General features: G+C 45.1%; 17 protein-coding genes. 6 read left to right on the top strand and 11 right to left on the bottom strand.

The genetic code is table 11. From position 1 onward, the window contains the following. The first annotated feature begins 187 nt into the window (after window positions 1-187). Complete coding sequence (mphJ, locus tag HPY31_RS27110; protein ID WP_172143123.1) at window positions 188-1,102, top strand: macrolide 2'-phosphotransferase MphJ; 915 nt, start codon at window positions 188-190, stop codon at window positions 1,100-1,102. Window positions 1,103-1,256: 154 nt separating this feature from the next. Beyond that, window positions 1,257-1,574, top strand: coding sequence for a hypothetical protein (locus HPY31_RS27105; protein WP_016742712.1), 318 nt, complete (start codon window positions 1,257-1,259; stop codon window positions 1,572-1,574). Window positions 1,575-1,663: 89 nt separating this feature from the next. Here the strand turns inward: HPY31_RS27105 and HPY31_RS27100 are convergent, their stop codons facing one another. Further along, on the bottom strand, window positions 1,664-2,188 hold the full coding sequence (locus HPY31_RS27100) for a DUF420 domain-containing protein (RefSeq protein WP_016742711.1): 525 nt from the start codon (window positions 2,186-2,188) through the stop codon (window positions 1,664-1,666). Window positions 2,189-2,377: 189 nt separating this feature from the next. After that, window positions 2,378-3,757, bottom strand: a complete 1,380-nt coding sequence (locus tag HPY31_RS27095) for an amino acid permease (RefSeq protein WP_172143122.1) — start codon at window positions 3,755-3,757, stop codon at window positions 2,378-2,380. A 386-nt stretch (window positions 3,758-4,143) separates the two neighbouring features. On the opposite strand from HPY31_RS27095, the gene HPY31_RS27090 reads away from it, so the two are divergent. Beyond that, window positions 4,144-4,488 carry a carboxymuconolactone decarboxylase family protein gene (locus HPY31_RS27090; RefSeq protein ID WP_016742709.1) on the top strand — a complete coding sequence of 115 codons (345 nt, stop codon included), beginning with the start codon at window positions 4,144-4,146 and terminating at the stop codon, window positions 4,486-4,488. Between the two features lie 95 nt (window positions 4,489-4,583). Here the strand turns inward: HPY31_RS27090 and HPY31_RS27085 are convergent, their stop codons facing one another. The 3 genes from HPY31_RS27085 to HPY31_RS27075 all read right to left on the bottom strand — a co-directional run bounded on the left by HPY31_RS27085 (window position 4,584) and on the right by HPY31_RS27075 (window position 7,916). Then, window positions 4,584-5,525, bottom strand: a complete 942-nt coding sequence (locus HPY31_RS27085) for an alpha/beta hydrolase (protein ID WP_172143121.1) — start codon at window positions 5,523-5,525, stop codon at window positions 4,584-4,586. Between the two features lie 13 nt (window positions 5,526-5,538). Further along, a complete protein-coding gene (locus HPY31_RS27080; protein ID WP_172143120.1) occupies window positions 5,539-6,609 on the bottom strand; it encodes an LLM class flavin-dependent oxidoreductase in 1,071 nt (356 codons plus the stop codon). A gap of 137 nt (window positions 6,610-6,746) precedes the next feature. Next, complete coding sequence (locus tag HPY31_RS27075; RefSeq protein WP_172143119.1) at window positions 6,747-7,916, bottom strand: MFS transporter; 1,170 nt, start codon at window positions 7,914-7,916, stop codon at window positions 6,747-6,749. Window positions 7,917-8,166: 250 nt separating this feature from the next. Between HPY31_RS27075 and HPY31_RS27070 the strand changes: the two genes are divergently transcribed. Further along, on the top strand, window positions 8,167-8,748 hold the full coding sequence (locus HPY31_RS27070; protein ID WP_172143118.1) for a TetR/AcrR family transcriptional regulator: 582 nt from the start codon (window positions 8,167-8,169) through the stop codon (window positions 8,746-8,748). Between the two features lie 71 nt (window positions 8,749-8,819). On the opposite strand, the gene HPY31_RS27065 is transcribed toward HPY31_RS27070, so the two are convergent. Next, window positions 8,820-10,796: a methyl-accepting chemotaxis protein gene (locus HPY31_RS27065; protein WP_172143117.1), complete on the bottom strand. Its 1,977-nt coding sequence runs from the start codon at window positions 10,794-10,796 to the stop codon at window positions 8,820-8,822. A 224-nt stretch (window positions 10,797-11,020) separates the two neighbouring features. Here HPY31_RS27065 and HPY31_RS27060 point away from each other — a divergent pair, with 224 nt between their 5' ends. Further along, on the top strand, window positions 11,021-11,509 hold the full coding sequence (locus HPY31_RS27060) for a hypothetical protein (RefSeq protein WP_172143116.1): 489 nt from the start codon (window positions 11,021-11,023) through the stop codon (window positions 11,507-11,509). Window positions 11,510-11,750: 241 nt separating this feature from the next. On the opposite strand, the gene sstT is transcribed toward HPY31_RS27060, so the two are convergent. Together sstT and HPY31_RS27050 are read right to left on the bottom strand one after the other, a co-directional pair. Further along, window positions 11,751-12,989 carry a serine/threonine transporter SstT gene (gene sstT, locus HPY31_RS27055; RefSeq protein ID WP_016742700.1) on the bottom strand — a complete coding sequence of 413 codons (1,239 nt, stop codon included), beginning with the start codon at window positions 12,987-12,989 and terminating at the stop codon, window positions 11,751-11,753. Between the two features lie 361 nt (window positions 12,990-13,350). Further along, window positions 13,351-14,874 (bottom strand): chitinase, encoded by a 1,524-nt coding sequence (locus HPY31_RS27050; protein ID WP_172143115.1) that lies wholly within the window; start codon window positions 14,872-14,874, stop codon window positions 13,351-13,353. Window positions 14,875-15,180: 306 nt separating this feature from the next. Here HPY31_RS27050 and glpT point away from each other — a divergent pair, with 306 nt between their 5' ends. Continuing rightward, window positions 15,181-16,545 carry a glycerol-3-phosphate transporter gene (gene glpT, locus HPY31_RS27045; protein WP_172143159.1) on the top strand — a complete coding sequence of 455 codons (1,365 nt, stop codon included), beginning with the start codon at window positions 15,181-15,183 and terminating at the stop codon, window positions 16,543-16,545. Between the two features lie 117 nt (window positions 16,546-16,662). Here glpT and HPY31_RS27040 read toward each other — a convergent pair whose 3' ends face one another. The 3 genes from HPY31_RS27040 to HPY31_RS27030 form a co-directional block, all read right to left on the bottom strand. Beyond that, window positions 16,663-17,505, bottom strand: coding sequence for an aldo/keto reductase (locus tag HPY31_RS27040; protein ID WP_172143114.1), 843 nt, complete (start codon window positions 17,503-17,505; stop codon window positions 16,663-16,665). 40 nt (window positions 17,506-17,545) lie between these two features. Continuing rightward, window positions 17,546-18,019, bottom strand: a complete 474-nt coding sequence (locus HPY31_RS27035) for a tautomerase family protein (protein ID WP_172143113.1) — start codon at window positions 18,017-18,019, stop codon at window positions 17,546-17,548. Between the two features lie 113 nt (window positions 18,020-18,132). Then, window positions 18,133-18,609, bottom strand: a complete 477-nt coding sequence (locus HPY31_RS27030; RefSeq protein ID WP_172143158.1) for a heme-degrading domain-containing protein — start codon at window positions 18,607-18,609, stop codon at window positions 18,133-18,135. Between the last annotated feature and the right edge of the window lie 13 nt (window positions 18,610-18,622).

Below are 18,622 nucleotides of genomic sequence, written 5' to 3'. Positions count from 1 at the left end.
GGTACACTATCTTTGTTTTCAATTATAGGAGGTTGCGATGATGGGCATTGCAATGGGCATCGCATTCATGAGACTTCGTTAAAATCGACAATACCCCATGTAGGCTCAGCCATTTTGAAAATCGGAATGGTATGGGTTTATTTTTGTTTGATTGATTTTAACTATTCATGAATGAGGTGTTTTTGTTATGTCAAAAAACAATGTAGAGCACATACTTGCACTTGCGAAAAATAACGGAATCCTAGTAGATCCCACTACCGTGAATGTGAATGAATCCGGCTTGGATTTTCTTGCGATTTTTGCAAACACGATAGATGGTGTTCCATGGGTATTGCGCCAACCGCGCCGGGACAATGTCGTGGAGACAGCCTGTTATGAGAAAAGGGTGCTAGATCTCGTTGCAAAACATCTGCGTGTCGAAGTACCGGATTGGCAGGTTCACACCTCTGAATTTATCGCTTATCCGATCCTGGGTGGCACACCGATGGCGACGATCAATATGGAAACTAAAAATTATGACTGGTTTTTGAATCCCGAATCCCTACCCGAACTGTGCATCCAAACGTGGGCGGAAGCGTTGGTGGAATTACACGGTATTCATCATGATCTCGCTCGAGATGCTGGTATCCGCGTCAAGCAGCCTGGCGAAGCACGAGCAAGCCTTCGAGAAAAGATGAATGAAATCAAACGCGTCTTTGGCGTTTCTGGGGTGCTATGGGATCGATGGCAAAAATGGCTTGCAGATGAAACATTCTGGCCTGCTCACTCTGCACTTGTGCATGGTGACCTCCATCCGGGGCATATCCTGGTTGCTGAAAACGGCAAGGTAACAGGGCTCCTGGATTGGACGGAGGCAGAAGTCTCTGACCCTGCTATTGATTTCACGGTTGTTTACCTGTTGTTCGGAAATACTGGCTTGGCCGATTTCATTCAACGGTATGAGAAAGCAGGAGGACGTGTATGGTCGCGTATGCATGAGCATATCGTCGAAATGACGGCTGCGTATCCCGTCACTCTTGCTACCTTCGCATTGAAATCAAGGCTGGAAGAGTTCAAGATCATGGCACGACAAGCTCTGGGTGTCGACGAAAACGGCATATAGATCACTTCCTAGATAAACCAACCACCGTCCCATATTCGAGGCGGTGGTTTTTTATGTAAATAGCTATATGGAGCCATTTCCCACTTGGAAGTAAGGTGTTACAATGAATCGGCTCATTTGGACAATCCTTTACTAAATAGATGGAGTGAATAGGATGAAACGCGGACTTCTTATTGGCATTGGTGCTGTAGTCGTAGTTGCAGGCGTGCTTTCCATTCCTGTTGAGGCAGAACCCTCACCCGATACACGAGTCATATTGGAGCACACGAACAAGAGGTATATTTCACCGCCCTGTTATGAGCAAGCCAACAAAACGAACAATCTAGCCGAAGCCGATATTCAAAAAGCGCAGGAATTAGATTATCAGCCAGAATCCAGCTGCACGGCAAATTCACTTGCCCCCATCAAGCAACCGATTGCTTCCGTACTCGCCGTAAATCTCGGCATCAAACAAAGTCACTGGGATTGGTAACCCTGCATGCTATTTAAAAGTGGAACCGTAACAAGGCTTCCACCATAAAAAAAGAGCGTTAGCTTCAGCAGCTAATGCTCTTTTTTTGCTTAATAGTACGGAGAAATCATGAGGTAAACAATGACACCCGTCGCACTGACATACAGCCACATCGGCATCGTCCAGCGGGCGATTTTTTTATGCTTTTCCACCTTCATGTTGAGTCCACGTGCAGTCGTAATCAGCGCAAATGGAACGATAATCGCCGACAACAGAATATGTGTAATCAAGATGAAGTAATAAATCGGACGCAGAATTCCCTCTCCTCCGTAGGAAGTGCTAGGTGCCATTCCGTGGTAGATCACATACGAAACCAGGAAGAGAGCGGTTGTAGAGAAGGCTGCAAAAATATATCCCCGGTGCATCTTTATGTTTTTGAACTTCACGATGGAAACAAGCGCGGCAATCAAAAATATAAAGGTAAAGCTGTTCATGACCGCATTAAAAAACGGCAGAAACGTCAGGTCGAGATGGCTGAAATCATTGTTTTTCGGCATGAAGTACAAGATGGCGACAAGCGTGTTAATCGCTATGGTGAGAATAACGATAATCGGTGTATAGTTGCGTTGTTTCATTCTTATGCTCCTTTTTTCTCAGATCATGAATGAGTATCCCGCTTTAGTCTACCCATTGACGAGCCCGGACATTGGCTGCCACAAACGGTTAACCAGTCCAGTCATCCTAATGATAAACGAAGTAGGTATGCCGTACAAAGGCGATTTGATGAACAAAAAAGAGGACCAACAAATATTGGCCCCCTTTTGTTATTTCTTGTTTGATTGCTCGTCCAGCGGTACTGCCTTGTTTATTCCGAGTGTAAAGAAGCTAATGACCACAATTGCCAAGAAGACAATCCCGGCAATCAGGGAGACACGTGTCTCATCGTTGATCCACATCCCGATGAGTACCATGATGAGAAAAGCAATGGTCAAATAGTTGGTTACTGGGGCAAAAGGCATTTTGAATGGATGGTTGTCCATTTCAGCACCCTTTGCTTTTCGGAATCTGATTTGACTGATCAAAATGACAAACCACGGAACCATACCAGGTAGCACACTCGCACTGTATACATACACGAAGAGATTTTCTGGGGCGATATAGCTTAAGATAACCCCAATACCGAGGCCGATCAGAACACCAATCGTACCTAACAGCGGCACACCATTCGAGGATAGCTTGGTAAAAACTTTCGGCGCTTGGCCATTTACCCCTAAGGTATACAGCATACGCCCTGCACTATAAATCCCGCTATTACAGCCAGACATGGCAGCAGTAATTACGACAAAGTTAATGATACCTGCCGCTGCGGTAATACCAATTTTCGCAAAGGTAGCAACGAATGGACTGCCGATTGCCTGCAATTGATCCCAAGGGTAAACGGTTACAATAACAAAAATCGCACCAATATAGAAAATCAAAATGCGCCAAATGATATTTTGAATCGCACTTCTTAATGTTTTTTTCGGGTCTTTTGCTTCCCCTGCTGTAATTCCGATAAGCTCGACACCTTGATACGCCCCAATCACCAAGGAAAGAGCAAAGAAAAAGCCTGTCCACCCGCCTGTAAAGAACCCGCCATTTTCCCACAGATTCGATAATCCAATTGCGTTTCCACCATTTCCAATACCAAAGAAAATCAAACCAATCCCTGCAAAAATCATCAAAACGATCGTTACAATCTTGATCATAGCGAACCAAAACTCAAATTCACCAAATGACTTCACAGAAACCAGGTTGGCTATACCGAGTATCACCATGGCAATAATACCAGGTATCCAAGCCGGCAAATCTGGGAACCAGTACTTCATATACGTCCCGACAGCAATAATCTCTGCCATCCCGACAACAACCCACTGGAACCAGTTACTCCAAGCCGTCATATAACCTGCTAACGGATGGATATACTTATGCCCAAAGGTCGCAAATGAACCCGTACTCGGTTCCATATACAACATTTCACCCATTGCACGCATGATGAAAAAAATAAAAATTCCTACAATTGCATAAGCTAGCATGACGGATGGGCCTGTCCATTTGATCGTGCTGGCAGACCCCATAAAGAGCCCAACACCAATCGTACCGCCCAAAGCAATCATTTGAATATGACGGGCTTCCAAGCCTCTCTTCAGTTCTTTGTTTTCCACGTAAGCTTCCTCTTCCTCTCTGCTGTTGGCGGTATTTCGGATAGCTTCTAGTCATTCTCGTTTTATTGATTAAAAAACTGTCCCTTACATCTCTCTTCACTTCTTATCAAGCATTCCTACTGGTTAGTAAGATTATTCACCTCTCCTGCCTTACACTATATTGGTAGATTACTTCATATATTTTAATATGTTTTTATAATATCTACAATTATATTTACAAGGAAAATACTTGATAGTTAAATATGTTTGCATTCAAGAAGAAGGAAAAACACATGAAAAATCAATTAATTCCAGATGTGATCCTACCTCCATAAAGGATAAGTAGTATGAAAATTTCCCAGCAAAGAAATACTATCAGCGATTTCAAAATAGGAGGAAATGGAACGATGGAGCACTATTTGGCCGAACAGTATCGAGAAGGACTGCAAGCTTTTGGACAGCTGATGCCAGAGGCCTTGCGAGCATATAATGAATTCACCAGCCAATGCTTTTCGTCCGGTGAATTGTCATCCAAGCATAAGCACTTGCAGGCACTGGCTATCTCCCTTTACTCTGGAAATGAGCACTGCATTGTTTATCATTTGGAAGCAGCTCTCAACGACGGAGTTTCCCAAAAAGAAATTGCTGAAACAGTAGCAGTAGCCGGAGCATTCGGCGGCGGAACTACCCTTTCGCATGGCGTCATATTAATCAATGGTGTGATGGAGGAAAAACAGGGAACGATTCAATGAGGAGATGCCGAAAATTCCTGTACCACTGCGTTTACAAAAGCACAACAATCGCCGAGATCTCTCTCGAACGATTGTTGTGCTTTTCGCCTCCTCGATTATTTAGGATGAAGCGCTCTTGCCATCGCATCTATATAGCTTTGGCTGGCTCTCTGGCTCACTTCCGCTTCGGGGACAAACACTTCAAAGCAGTGGTAGCATCCGGGATACAGATGAAATTCTACGTCTACGCCCGCTTGTGAAAGGCGCGTCACATATTCGATCGTCTCATCTCGGAACAGATCCAGCTGTCCTACGCACGTATACGTCGGCGGTAGCCCCGCCAAGCTTTCTGCTCTCGACGGCACCCCATATGCGGATACCTGACTGTCGTCGACACCTTCGCCCAGGTACATGCTCCACGCAGCCAAATTATTCGTCCGGTTCCAGGTTGCATTTTCCGCCTCGATTTCATAGCTCGACGCTGTACGATTACGGTTATCGATCATTGGATACAACGGCATCTGGAAGATAAGGGCTGGTCCCCCTTTGTCGCGAGCCATTAAAGCAAGGGCTGCGGTCAGCCCTCCTCCCCCACTTGCACCAGCAATCGCAACTCGATCCAAATCGATGCCAAGTAACTCAGCTTCGTCTGTCATCCACGTTAAACCAGCGTAACAGTCATGGATGGCAGCAGGATAAGGGTGCTCGGGGGCCAGACGATAATCGACCGATACGACGACACAATTAGCCGCTTGTACAAACCGTTCGCATAGAGCGTCATCCATATCAGGGTGCCCCATCACATAGCCTCCTCCGTGAATCCACAGCATGGCCGGAAGCTTACTGCCAGTTCGCTGGACGGGCTCGTATATTTTCGCTAGCATCTCTCCTGCTGCGCCCGGAATCATTCGACTTGTGGTACGTACGTGCTCCGACTTCACAATAGGCGGATTTTTCAGCATGGCCCTGCTCGACTCCAAATTTTCTTCCAGTTGAAAACCAGGGAATTGTGCTAATGTTTGCGTTAATTCCGGCAGTACTCGACGATGAAAATCCACGTGAATCCCTCCATTAAACGAATGTTGATTCTTGCTCTGTCTCTGCTTCCCACTTGGTTATTTCCTCTCGCACCCGAGGCGCTACCTCCGTCCCTAGCAGCTCAATGGCTCTCATTACCTGTTCATGCGGCATCGTGGATATCGGCACATACATCATAAAGCGCGTCATGCCTACCTGTTTGCGAAGGTGGATGATCTTTTGGGCCACCGTCTCCGGATCACCCACATACAATGCCCCCTCCAAGCTGCGTGCGGCATCGAAGCTAGCACGGTTATAATGCGCCCAGCCCCGCTCCCTTCCGATTTTATTCATTCCTGCTTGGGTAGAAGGAAAGAATGTATCTGCCGCCAGTTCCGTATCTTCTGCAACAAATCCGAGTGAATGGGACCCAACCGTTAATCGCGATACGTCATGACCAGCGTGCATGGCCACCTTTTTATAAAGCTGCACAAGCGGTGCAAACTGCCGCGGACTTCCACCAATGATCGCCAGCATCAGCGGCAATCCCAGCAGACCTGCTCGAACAACAGATTCCTGATTGCCTCCGCTACCGATCCAGATAGGTAAAGGATTCTGAACGGGCCGTGGATACACGCCCAAATTCTGAATAGCTGGCAAATGACCGCCCCTCCAGGTTACTTTTTCGGACGCCTGTATTTTCAGGAGCAATTCCAAATGTTCTTCAAACAGCTCATCATAGTCATTCAAGTCATAGCCGAACAGGGGAAAAGATTCGATAAAGGAACCGCGTCCCGCTATAATCTCTGCCCGTCCATTCGAAATGCCATCGAGCGTAGCAAAATCTTGAAAAACACGCACTGGATCAGCCGAAGAAAGCACTGTCACTGCACTGGTCAGCCGAATCCTTTTTGTCAGTGGTGCAGCCGCAGCCAGCACCATGGCTGGAGAAGAAGCAGCATAATCCTTGCGATGATGTTCACCTATGCCAAATACATCAAGCCCAACCCGATCAGCGAGGACGATTTCCTCGACAACCTCACGCAATCGCTGTGCGTGGCTCATCACTTCACCAGTCTGAGCATCCGGCGTCGTTTCCACAAACGAAGTAATACCAATCTCCACAGACCATCTCTCCTTTTGTAAAACTTGTATCAGTCAACAGCTCTGGAAGCAGAATAGTTTCATTTGATATATCTTCATTTCGAGGTATTTCAGTAGCTCTATTTCCCTGAGATAGCCGAAACGCGTCTGGTCACTGCCTAATACATCAGAGCCAACGCACTAACAGAGGCTCCGAGCGTGCATACTCCCTCCCAACCAAAATGCGCATATGTATAGGTCGAGGCAATGGAGCCAGCAGAAGAGCCGATTGAATAGAAAACCATATACCCCGCCGTGAGCCGACTCCGCGCCTCTGCCCCCAAGGTGAAGATCATGCTTTGATTCGTAACATGCACCGCCTGTACCGCCAAATCAAGCAAAACGATACCGATCGCCAAGGCAAATAACGACTGTTCTATATAGCTGATTAACAGCCACGATAGTAGCAATAGACTCAAAGCAAAGCCCGTCGTTCTCTGTCCGTAGCCTCTATCTGCAAGCTTCCCTGCCCTCGCTGCCGCTAGCGCTCCGGCAACCCCCACGAGACCAAACGCCCCGATTGCCGTATGCGACAAAGATAATGGCGGCGCACTCAGAGGCAGTACCAATGACGTCCACAAAATGCTAAACGCAGCAAAAATCAGCATCGCCAGAACAGAGCGAACACGTAATAGCCGTTCTTGGGCGAACAACATCAGTACCGATCCAAGCAACTGGAGATAGGATAGCGGCTTTACCTCCCGTTCCCTATTTGGCAATACCCGAAATAACACGCAAACCAGTAACAATAGAAATGCAGCAGAGACCAGATATACGGAACGCCACCCCGCAAGATCTGTTAACACTCCCGCAATGGTTCGCGCTAGAAGAATGCCAATGACGATTCCACTTGTAACTACTCCAACCACTCGCCCTCGCTCAGCAGGAGCAGCCATGGTCGCCGCGAATGCAACAATCGTCTGCGTCACAACAGCAAGCAATCCGACCGCTGCTATACCTGCGAATAGTACCGTGCTGGTGGAAGCAGTCCCTACGATAACCAGTGCTACCACAGATAAAAGCATCTGACCGATAATCAAGCGACGCTGGTTCAGTAAATCGCCAAGTGGGACAAGCAACAACAGTCCTACTGCATAAAAGATTTGAGTAAGGGTGATCAGAATCCCAATAATGGAATAGTCAATTCTGAACTCACTCGACAAATGATCAAGTAGTGGCTGCGCGAAGTAGATATTCGCAACTGACATCCCGCAAGCAACAGCAAACAATAGTGTTACATAGCGAGGCATGGGCGAATTGGCCGTTACTTTTCCAATAACTTCCTCCATCTGACTTCACCTTACCTCCTTTCATTTTCGTTTAGCGCATAATAACATACCGATCAGTACGTTATAACGCCCAGTAAATATATCCCACTATTTCTTACTCTGTCAACACCATCTTTTCTGAACTCGAATAAACTAACCTGAAATTGACAAAGTAGATGAAAAACAATAAAATATAAAATACCACTCGGTACAAAAAGGTTTTTTAGCCGTTACATAGATTCGAATACATCAGTAATGAAAGGAACTCTTTATGGCAAGAACACGCGAATTTGACGAAGAAAAAGTACTAGATGCAGCTATGCAGCTTTTTTGGGAGAAGGGGTATGAAGCTACCTCATTAAGTGATTTAACTTCCCGAATGGGCATCCAGCGCCCCAGTATTTACTCGACCTTTGGTGACAAAAAAGAGTTGTTCGAAGCCGCACTACGCAGATACACGATGTCTCGTGCTTCCGAGATTCGAACAAAGCTTCAAAAAACGCCATCCGTAAAAGAAGCATTTCGCCATTTTTTTAAAGAAGTGGCCGACGAGGAATATACGGAAGGTCTCAGCCGAGGATGCTTTTGCATTAATACCATGGTCGAGCTAGCCCCTCATGATGAGAAATTTGAAATTTTGACAAGGGAACACCAAATGTACCTCTCTGTCATTTTTCAAGAAACGATTGACCGAGGTATCCAATCAGGTGAACTCGATTCGAGTATAGACGCGAAGGCTACCGCCCAAGCGCTTATCGTATCGCTAATTGGACTGACCGTAATCTTGAAATCTCGTCCAAATCGATCATTTGTTGATAATTCAATAGAGGTTACGCTTACGTTACTTAAGTAAGCATCAGGGCCAGCTTGGACAAAAAAAGACCAACATCTGTTGGTCTTTGGTCTTTCCATCTATCACTACAACTACTGTGTACGCTCCAATTTAAAACGCTGCACCAATGATTGCAACTCTTCCGCAATGTTGGCAAGATGCACGGCCGAAGCCGCCACTTCCTCCATCGAAGCATTCTGTTCTTCACTGGCTGCTGCGACTTGGTCGACCTCTTGTGCAGTGGCTTGGCTCATGGTGCTCGATTCACCAAAGGCTACAAGCATCGCCGTATTTGATTGCATTAACCGTTCGCTGACGCGGGCTACTTGCGCGAGATGCGCGTCAATGCGGTTAATGGCCTCATACATCTCCGTAAAACGCTGCTCAACCGATTGTGTCAAATCACTTCCCGCTGTAGCAGAATCCACTCCTTCCTCCGTTCGTCTAACCATGTGAAGAACGCGATTCTGAACCTCGCCGATCAAACTGTCGATCCTTTCAGCAGCAGAGCCTGTCTGATCAGCCAGCTTGCGTACCTCATCAGCGACGACAGCGAACCCGCGGCCTTCTTGCCCGGCGCGCGCCGCTTCAATAGCAGCATTCAACGCAAGCAAATTCGTCTGAGAGGCGATATCCTGGATGAAATTCGTCACCCCACTAATTTCTTCAGCAACCTGTTTTAATTCCTCCATCTCCTGCTTAGAACGGGCAGAGTGCTCCACGATCATATTCACCTGTTGTCTTGCCGCTCCAAGGGACTCCTCTCCGGTATTAGCCAGACCTGTAATGAGCTGCGACATTTCCGTGCTCTCACGCAGGATGCGGATGGCATCATCTAGCTCCTGTTGCGCTTGCGTTGCCGATTGCTTCACGGTATCTATACTCTGATTCATATCGGAAGACATGGACGCTATTTCTTGCATGGAGGTAGCGACTTGTTCAATCGTTTGCACGTTCTCTTCCGAATTCGCAGAAAGATGCTGGGAGGAAGCAGAGATTTGCTCGGAATGATCGGTAATTTGACGCAGGACATCGGACAACGATTGCGACATCGTATTGAAGTTGGATTGCAGCTGCCCAATCTCATCCGTTCTTCCACTCTCAATAGACCGGACCGTCAAATCCCCATGCGCGATTAAGTCGGTCAGTTGCTTCAATTGCAGAATGGGTCTGACCGTGCGTTTCATGAATATCCAAACGAACAGGGCAATGAGGGCAAGCAACAGTACGATGAACAAAAATGAGGTCCGCAGCAGTGGCCCCGTTTTTTGATTGATTTCATTCCAATCTATCACGGAAACGACGTTCAATCCGAGTGAATTTTGCTTGTTGAAATGATAATATTCACGAAGCTCGTCATCATCCACTTCGAAAGAACCCTCCGCTCCATCACGCATCACTTGGAAGCGATTGTCTTCAAGCGGCTTGCCCTGTGGGAAGCGTGGATGCGACATTGTCACATTGTTCTGATCGAACAAGCTGACATATCCCTTTTCTCCGATCTTGTACGTCTTTACCAGCTCGTTTAAATGATCGATAGAAACGTCGATTCCCGCTACCCCTTTCCCATCGGAAAGAGTCTTGGCAAACGTAATCACGTAACCTCCGCTTATCGCGTCGATATAAGGTGGCGTCACAACGACCTGCCCTTTATGCTCCATCGCTTCCTTGTACCATTCACGGGTAGTCGGATCAATTTCCTTTTTCGCCGAATTGTAATATCGATTGTCGTAGTACATGAACGCAGCCAAAACATTGTCGATGTCTTTCTCTATGTTGCGAATGCGATCATAGATATACGTATCCGCACTTTGCCCCGGCGGAACTTGAACATCCGCAAAGCTATCGATCGTAGCAGAATAATCCTCATACGAATTATTGAGCACTTGTGTAATCATCGTGGTAACCGATTCGACTTGGGACAACAATTCGTGCTCTAACTGATTACGCGCCAGTTGTGTTAATGTCAGGCTCAGAACGACAGAGGGAACAACAATAAGCAAGACGAGCAAAAACAGGATCTGCTTAGATAGCGACGCTTTATAACCAGTAATCATTTTCTTTATCATCTGTGATGACTCCTCTCTAGTGAAGTAGAATAATAAGTTGCAACCCAAACAACGCCTCACTGGTTGTCAGAAGGCGCGTTCCTATCAGGCCAGATTCATACCTATGATCATCTTTTCATCATAGACATTTCTGCAAAGTATATTTTCCCTGTTAGTACCTATTTGAAACGTAACGGAACAACTACTATGCGGATGCGGTTGAAAAACTGACAGACCCAAAAGTCATGAAAGAACAACTGGATGAGATGGACAAACAGATTGAGGAGATCGATACGCAGATGAAACTAATTCAGTTGGAAGAACAACGCAAGACCAGAGGCACGGATGATATCGCCCCCAAACAAGATGAATCACTACAATCCTCCTCTACCCTCCATGCTGTTTTGACGGCAACCCACCATCTCAAGAATATGCAAAGTATAAAACGCGCTCAGATTACCTTGGAATTAGAGGCGAAGGCGTGGGAACCCGCGTCAAAGGACGGAGATTTTACGAAGTCAGAAGAACTGAAGCACAGGGCAGAAGGCTTGGACGGCAAACTGCTGAAGATGGCTGACGAGATCGACAAAAGGCTTGAGAAATCTCAAGATGCTAATCAGGCAGAACGTTCTTCTAACGACAAGCAAGTAGATGAGCAAAAGAATAGCCCTTATCTGCAACAGCGAATGGAAAGCCAATATGTATCTGGATCTACCGTCGATTGGATTGCATAACTTGTAAGCGAGAAACCTCCTGCCTCTACACAGTAGTAGCTCTGGAGGTTTTTTCAGTTTGTTTTCAGAGGAAAATACCGGGAAACCCGGGCGAATGGCTGTCAACGTGGCTGTTAAACAGTTGTTTGAAAAGATGGATAAAGAGATATGGATTGCGATTCTGTGAGCTTCTCGATCTACCACAATAAAACTGCACCCCAATTGTTAATCCAGTCTCACAATGGGGGTGCAGATCATTCGCCTATGCTGCTTTGGAGATATTTATTTTCTTTCCTTCTTTTCGCCACTCGTTAAATTCAGCTGCTGCTGTGAAAAGAACGTCTGAAGAGGAGTTAAGTGACGTTTCAAAAGAGTCTTGTAACACTCCAATAATAAAGCCGACTCCGACTACCTGCATCGCAACTTCATTTGAAATACCGAATAGGCTACATGCTAGAGGAATCAGTAATAAAGATCCACCAGCCACCCCTGATGCACCGCAAGCACATATAGCCGATACTATGCTCAGGATGATAGCGGTAGGAATATCCACTTGAATACCAAGTGTATGAACCGCTGCAAGGGTCAAAACAGAAATCGTGACAGCTGCACCAGCCATATTAATAGTAGCCCCTAATGGTATCGAGACCGAATAACTATCTTTATTCAAACCTAGATTTTCGCATAATTTCATATTTACAGGAATATTTGAAGCTGAGCTTCGTGTAAAGAATGCTGTAATGCCGCTTTCCTTTATACACTTGAAAACAAGCGGGTAAGGGTTTTGTCGTATAGCTACATACACAAGGATTGGATTGACAATCAGTGCCACAAAGAGCATGCAACCAATCAGAACAGCAAGTAATTTCGCATAGCCTACTAACGCATCAAGTCCACTTGTAGTAATAGAGTCAAATACTAGTCCCATGATTCCTAATGGGGCAAGCTTAATTACCCAACCAACCAATTTCGATACCGCATCAGAAAAATTAGTAATCATCGTTTTTGTCGTATCAGCGGCATTTCGTAAAGCCAGACCAATAAGTACTGCCCAAGCTAAAATACCGATATAGTTCGCTTTAACAATCGCATTAATCGGGTTATCAACCACATTTAGCAACAATGTCTTGAGAACCTCTACAACACCGCTAGGAGGCGTCACATCCTTAGCTCCTTCTACAAGTGTTAAGTCTACAGGGAATATAAAGCTTGCAATAACGGCGATTGATCCAGCTAAGAAGGTTCCTAAAAGGTATAGGACAATTATGAATTTCATATTCGATTGGTGCCCACTTTTATGTTGAGCAATGGCTGACATAACCAAAAAGAGTACCAACACAGGTGCAATCGCTTTCAGAGCGCCTACAAATAAAGAACCTAAAATTACTACGGGTTTTGCTACTTCGGGGATCGTTACAGCCAGGATAATACCAATAATCAAACCCACAATGATTTGTTTTACCAAACTTACTTGATTTAGCTTCGTCAGTATACTTTTCATAGATGCCCCCCACTTAGATAAACTTCCTGCAATAGATTCTCTCTTTCTGTATGATTCTATCTTCGATGGATGGCTATTGTAATCACAGTCCGCTCCACAAAGACAAATAAGTATCATTATACTGATTTTTTGATATATTACAAATGTGTATATTTTCCCAAACTGAACAACTTTGTTTTTAATGAATTTATGGCTTCACTTACACCACCAAGAATGCAGTGCGAAATTGATCCTAGCCGCCACCCTTGTGTCCTCTACTTGGGGGGAACCAAGAGTAAAACCCTCCCCGGTAAGAACCTAGGGAGGGTTTGGTCTGTCAGCTAATTTCTCGTGCCTCTCCTGTTGTATGAATATTCCATCATTACTGACCCAATGAATCAAGCGAACTGCGAACTTGATTGGCAAACGAATAGTTATTTCTAGCATCCCAGTTGATAGACCAGGTCATAACTCCTTGGAACTGCGGATAACCAGCTGGATTTTGGAGTTTGTAGGTTCCCCCAAAAGACGTACCCTTTACCAAATAGTGAAGGGCTTTCTGGATATCGGCAGGAGACGTATAACCTCCCCCAGCAGCACCTGGAGCAGAAGGCAGCCCGATCGCGACTTGGTTTTCCCTCAAGGCTGGAAACATGTTGTTTGGATTCCGCCCGATCGGGAATCCTTTCAATAGCATTTCTGCCATCGCTACTTGGAAATCAGCCGTTCCTTGTTGATACGTACGACCATCCAATGCTTCCAGCGCTCCAGAATTATAGTGCTGAACGTGGATATAATTCATCCGGTCGCGAAGGGCATGAATCACAGGCAGATAAGCGCCCCACGGCCCACCATAGGCAGCGTAACCTCCTTGGACATAAGCCGTTTCTGGCGCCATTGTCAAAACGAAAGATGGGCCAAATGTATTCGTGATCGTCTGAGTCGCTGCGATCAAGTTTATAATTTTGGGCGTTGTCGGATTTCTGAAATCAGTGTCCCCCGCATTTAGCGACAAGGAGCTTCCTTCCAGATCAATATCCATACCATTAAACCCGTACGTTTGAATAATCGAGGTCATCGAGGTAATAAAACTTTGTTTGGCAGCTTCCGTCGTCAGCTCGACTGTACCATTCGCTCCGCCAATCGAGATGAGGACCTTCTTCCCCTTTGACTGTAACAAGGCGATATCCGACTTAAATTCCTCAACGGATGCATTAAACGGTACAAATCCCATTGTCGCATGATCGCCACCCACTGGTTCAGCGAACGCAACATTGATGACATCGTATTTATCTGAGACATCTCTTAGCTTGAGTACGGTAGAACCATTGTCAAAATTATGCCAGTAGCCGATCAAAACTCGTTTGGACACCGGTTCATTCGGGGATGTAGATAAAGTGGTTACTGTGATCGAGGCGCTGGGTGGGGATACATTACCTGCTACATCTTTTGCCTGGATCGTGAATGAATATGTCGTATTTGCTAGAAGCCCTGTCACGGTATAGGATGTTGTACTCGATATACCAGCGAGTGTATCCCCGTTGTAGACGAGATACTCCTTAACAGCTCTGTCATCCGTAGAAGCTGACCAAGACAAGCTAACTGAACTACTCGTTTTCCCTACTTCACTAAGATTTGTGGGGGACGTAGGTGGAATGGTATCGGGAGCAGAGGGACCTTGAAGCTGCCACAGTGTCGGTACGTTAGGCGGTTCCCACCCGACAAGCGATGTATGAGCAAATGTACATTTGTAATCTTGCCCTTGATACGTAACCATGTCTCCTACCTTGTATACGGTGTTGGGAGTCCACGGTGCCATGGCGTGAGAAGACTGCGGGGATAGAGAAAAAATTAAGAGAAGCGATAGTACTACCAAAACTCCTGCTTTTTTCATCAAAAAATACATTAAACAAAGCCTCCTTCATTATTTACTTGTGCAAAAAAGATGCCTTATACAAATGAGCTAGTATAAAGATATACTTATATTTGAAAAAAATGTATTTTTTTGAATAACATATCCATCAAGAAAATCTCCATCGGCATTGACAACGTTTTCACAGAATAATAGAATACACTTACGACAAGTTAACTATGATGGAGATTCGGAGACTCATACTTTTTGGCACTTTCATTTTTGAAAGCGCCATTAAAGTATGGGTTTTTTTACGTGCATCTCCGTCTTTGTTAGAAATCATCAAGGGGGAGGAATATGATGCTCAAACTGTTTAAGCCTGCACCGCCTATTGACAGATTGCCTGACGAACAAATTGATTCTGAGTATAAAAAGCTCAGGCTTCAAGTGTTTCTCGGAATCTTCATCGGTTATGCGGCGTACTATCTCATCCGCAAAAACTTCTCGCTCGCCATGCCTTATTTGATTAAAGAAGGATTTACAAGAACAGATCTCGGTTTTGCGTTATCCGCCATTTCGATTTCCTACGGGATCAGCAAGTTTGTAATGGCTATTTTTTCAGACCGAAGCAACCCGCGAATGTTCTTGCCTGCCGGTTTGATTCTTTCTGCACTTATTAGTTTACTGATGGGTGTTGTTCCTTACTTCACCTCATCCGTCACGATCATGTTTGTGATGTTGTTCCTGAACGGTTGGTTCCAGGGAATGGGCTGGCCTCCATCCGGGCGTGTGCTCGTACACTGGTTTAGTGTAAGTGAAAGAGGAAACAAAACAGCCATTTGGAATGTAGCCCATAACGTTGGCGGAGGCTTGATGGCCCCTATCGCAGTTGCAGGTGCAGCCATGTTCACCACGTTTTCGGGTAGTGCCGCTTCCGGGTATGAAGGCGTATTTATCCTGCCTGCTCTGGTTGCCATTGTCTTTGGATTCATTACGTATTTCTTAATTCGCGATACTCCGCAGTCAGCTGGCCTGCCGCCTATTGAAGAATATCGCAATGACTATCCAAACAAAGAGAAGAAAACGTTTGAAACAGAATTCTCCACAAAAGAAATCCTTTTCAAATATGTGTTGAACAACAAATGGGTTTGGGCAATCGCGATTGCCAACATCTTCGTCTACTTCGTCCGTTACGGCGTTCTGGACTGGGCGCCGACCTATTTGAGTGAAGAAAAAGGCTTTGATATGAGCAAGTCGAGCGTTGCTTACTTCCTGTACGAATGGGCAGGTATCCCGGGAACGCTTCTGTGCGGCTGGCTGTCCGATAAATTGTTCAAGGGCCGCCGTGGACCCGCAGGGTTTGTCTTTATGCTCGGCGTATTGATCGCTGTTCTGGTCTACTGGTTCAACCCACCTGGAAATTCCGTAGTCGATATGATTTGCCTAATCGCTATCGGTTTCCTGATTTACGGTCCAGTCATGCTGATTGGTTTGCAAGCCCTTGATTTTGTTCCGAAAAAGGCTGCCGGAACCGCTGCAGGACTTACCGGTCTGTTTGGTTACCTGGGCGGTACAGTCACAGCGAACGCATTGATGGGGGTTATCGTTGATGCCTCCGGCTGGGATGCAGGATTTATGTTGCTGACAGCTTCGTGCGCATTGGCTGCTCTTGTTTTTGCTCTTACGTGGAATGTGCGTGGGCAGGAAGTCGTTAAAAATCATTAAAATAGCAAAAAGAAGGATGAAAATCGTTATGATTTTTATCCTTCTTTTATTATGGAATGAACAGCAACCGACTATTTTATCGAATAAGCTTGTCCATGGGTTATTTGTTTACATCTATTAAAAATCAAAATTGTCCGGGTCTGGACCGACTCGATGATTCTGATCCAAGCCATCGATCAGATCCATCTCTTCCTTGGTCAACTCAAAATCAAACACCGATGCATTTTCAACGATTCGATGTTCTTTTGTAGATTTTGGAATCGTTACGACACCATTTTGCAAGTCCCAACGCAGGATGACTTGTGCAATGGATTTATGATGCTTATCCGCAATCTCCTTTAATACTGGATTATCCAACAGTTGTCCTTGCATTAACGGAGACCATGCTTCAAATTGAATGCCTTGCTCCCTACAAAAATCTTGAAGCTCCTTTTGGGTCAAACGTGGATGGTGTTCCACTTGATCCACCATTGGTTTAATCTCCGCGTCTTTCATCAACTCTTTGAGATGATGAATATGGAAATTACTTACCCCGATAGCTTTTACTCTTCCCTCTTTATAAAGTGTTTCCAATGCTCTCCACGCTTCTTTAAATTTCCCTTCGACTGGCCAGTGAATTAGGTATAAATCCAGATACTCCAAATTCAATTTTTTTAAGCTGGCTTCATAAGCCGCTAACGTTGACTCATATCCTAAATCTGCATTCCATACTTTTGAAGTAACAAAAAGTTCCTCTCTGGAAATACCGGCCTCTTTCAGCCCTTCACGGATCCCGCGGCCCACTCCCTCTTCATTTCCATAAATAGCTGCTGTATCAATACTGCGATATCCATGCTTGATTGCTGTTTTTACCGCATTCTCAAGTTCTGGACCTTCCTCCACTTTAAATACACCCAAACCAAACCAAGGCATTTTAACACCATTGTGCAGAGTCGTAGTATCTTGCAAATTTTTCGCCATTGAATATTCTCTCCCTTAGCATTGTTATTTTGAAAACTGTTTACAATTGTCGACTTTTAGAAAGAAAATCTTTATTTGCTCCTGTCACACCACTTTGTCCCCAATTACCTGGTACCATTTCTCGGATAAGGATTAAAACTTTATCCAAAGGTGCACGGGTGAATTTCATAGTGAGGTGAGTCAGGTCATTTACATATTTATCTTTCGTTCCCTGATCAAACGTATTCCAAATATCAACTGTAACGACAGCCATACCATTTATTTCAGAGTCATCTGTGTGATAAGACTCTTCTGTACCCCAATCGATACGCCGGCTCTTAAGAGCAAAGTCATGATCCGCTGCGGAAGCGCCTGCTTTCCCCCAGTTTTCTTTTTCAAGCTCATGTATCAACACTTGAATTTTATCCGGTACGATCTTCAATTCGTTTGTTGTTAACTCCGTTGCCTGTCTAATGAATTCTTTTTTCATATCCTTCGACATAGCTGGCCATGTATTTAGCACAATGAATGGCATTTCATACACATCCTTGATTATTAGATAAAAAGAAGCGGCTTACTTAAATATAACCAAAGAATGTTCTTTATAAGCATGAACCACCCCCCTTAAATCAGAAGCTTCCTCTTCTATTATTTGTTTAAATAAGAGTGGATTGCTTTGGTAACCAATTCATGATCTTCTTCGGGAGTTAGGCCTGATACCGTTATGGTCCCAATGATCCCAACACCTTTCACCATGATGGGAAAAGCTCCCCCGTATGCCGCGTATTTAGAGGCATCCACTCGATTTGATTCGTGATAAGGCACTCCCGTTATTTCACTTTGTCTTTGCAAATAATAGGAACTGTGATCATGCAGTGCTACAACTCGATTTTTGCGTTGGATCCATTCCGTATTTACCTGAGATGTGCCTGTCATCTTAAAGTGAAACAATTGCACACCATTTTTTGTTATATCTACAGCGATCTGTTTTTCCTCTTGTTTGGCCATATCAACAATCAACAAACCCAATTGAAGAGCGTCTTCATTCGTAAATGATGTGAATTGCAGCGTTTCCTCATCATTTATTATCTTTTTCATCATTTCATCAAAGGATGCTGTACTCATATCAATCACCTCA

It is taken from the genome of Brevibacillus sp. HB1.3 (assembly GCF_013186635.1).
Lineage (GTDB): Bacteria > Bacillota > Bacilli > Brevibacillales > Brevibacillaceae > Brevibacillus > Brevibacillus brevis_D.
Note: the sequence above shows the minus strand (reverse complement) of the source record. Positions and strands in the feature narration are given on the sequence as shown.